Origin of the sequence: Stenotrophomonas sp. HMWF003 (assembly GCF_003061285.1) — a bacterium.
Taxonomy (GTDB): domain Bacteria; phylum Pseudomonadota; class Gammaproteobacteria; order Xanthomonadales; family Xanthomonadaceae; genus Stenotrophomonas; species Stenotrophomonas maltophilia_AP.
Genome location: NZ_QAIW01000348.1, coordinates 1 through 1,487, shown reverse-complemented (window position 1 = coordinate 1,487; position 1,487 = coordinate 1). Strand labels below are relative to the sequence as shown.

The 1,487-nt window shown below is 68.1% G+C and carries 2 protein-coding genes; both read right to left on the bottom strand.

Annotated elements, in window-relative coordinates; all coding sequences use genetic code 11:
* Window positions 1-6 precede the first annotated feature (6 nt).
* A complete protein-coding gene (locus DBR34_RS14035; protein WP_128097250.1) occupies window positions 7-645 on the bottom strand; it encodes a hypothetical protein in 639 nt (212 codons plus the stop codon).
* Window positions 642-1,172, bottom strand: a complete 531-nt coding sequence (locus DBR34_RS14030) for a hypothetical protein (RefSeq protein WP_128097249.1) — start codon at window positions 1,170-1,172, stop codon at window positions 642-644. Before DBR34_RS14030 ends, DBR34_RS14035 begins: the two co-directional genes overlap by 4 nt.
* Window positions 1,173-1,487 lie beyond the last annotated feature (315 nt).

Sequence of the window (1,487 nt, the reverse complement as noted above, 5' to 3'; positions counted from 1 at the left end):
GACTACTCACGGGGTGGACTGCACCGAGATGCTCAGTTGATTGGCGGTGGCGTTGCCGGATCCCGCGATCTGATTGAGTTGCAGGACGCCGTCGAAGCCCTGCAGCGCGGTGGCTTCCACCGCCACGCTGCGGGTTCCGGCCGGCCGGCCGCGAGTAGCGGCCGCCTGCCCCCCTGCTGACACGAGCGCCCCCGATGAGGCCAGGGCCTCGTCGTTCGACTCGCGTATGCCCTGTTGCGCCAGCGTGGCAGTGACGACGTTGATGGTCGCGTTGCCGGTCCCGCTGGCCTGGTTGATCATGGCGACGCCGCGGGCGCCGCTGAGTGCCTGTCCGCCGATGCTGGCGCTGGCGTCCATCGGGCCGTCGCCGAGCACCTGGTTGGCGCTGTGTTGCTGGCGGGCGCTGATGGCAATGTGTGCGTTGGAGCCGTTGGCGATGCCGAGCAGGTTGGCCTGCTGGTTGAGGTCGCCGGCGGTCAGGTTGACGGTGATGGCACCGTCGGCGCCGGACAGCGCGCGGCCGTCGATGCGGCTGGTGTTGAGGTAGGACAGCATGGCGGCATAGTCATCGGCCTGCTGCGCGTGGAGCGGCAGCGGTGATGCGATGACGGTGGCCAGCAACAGGGTGCGATGCAGGCGGTTCATTTGCCGGGCCCGCCCGCAGGTTGGCCCAGCGGGAACTGCGCGAGCGCGCCGCGCACCTGGTCGCCGATGCCGCGGGTGGCACCGGTGACGGCGCCCATGGGGCCGCCGATGGCGTTGCTGAGCTGGCCGCCGGAGAGCACGCCGCTGTCGGTCACTTTGCCCAGGGTGGAGGTGACGTTGGTGCCGGTGACGCGTTCAATGGTGGTCTGGGTATGGGTGACGCCGGCGCCGGTGTTGGAGCCCAGCGAGGCATAGTCGTCGTCGCTGAGTTCGTCCATGCCGGTAGCGGTGCCCAGGGCCTGGTTCACTTCGCGCTTGGGCGAGGGGTCGGCGATGAGGGCCATGCCGGGAGGCGCGGGCCGGTACGCGGGCCGGGCGGAGACATCGCGCAGGAGGACGATTTCACCGGGCTGCGCCTTGACGCCCTGGCGCGCGCCGGAGGCCTGTGCAGCCATCGGCAGGGCCAGCGCGGTGGCCAGCAGCCAGAGCCCGGCGGTGGTGGTGCGGTGTGCGGCAACGCTGTCCATGGCGCCCTCCTCGAAACATGCCGAGGGGTAACGCAGCATTCGTGCCAACTCCGCGCGCCAGCAAATACGGGCTTTCGCTGCCGCTAACGGTGTAACGCCGCAACAGCGTTGTTACAGATTCGTTGGACATAACATCTGCTGAACACGGCCATCACGCGCCCTACAAGCCCGCCGTTGCTCGGTTTTTGCCGGGTGTATCACCTGTGTTACACCCGCTGATACACCGTTTACAGCACGTAGTCAGGTTTGATACTCCCAGTCCAACGGCGAAGAGCGACGGCTGCCTTTGACTACCAAGCTGGGCTGGGGTGGGTG

Bases quoted from the DNA above. Each gene is read 5' to 3' on its own strand.
- DBR34_RS14035 (WP_128097250.1), bottom strand. From the start codon at position 645: ATGAACCGCCTGCATCGCACCCTGTTGCTGGCCACCGTCATCGCATCA.
- DBR34_RS14030 (WP_128097249.1), bottom strand. From the start codon at position 1,172: ATGGACAGCGTTGCCGCACACCGCACCACCACCGCCGGGCTCTGGCTG.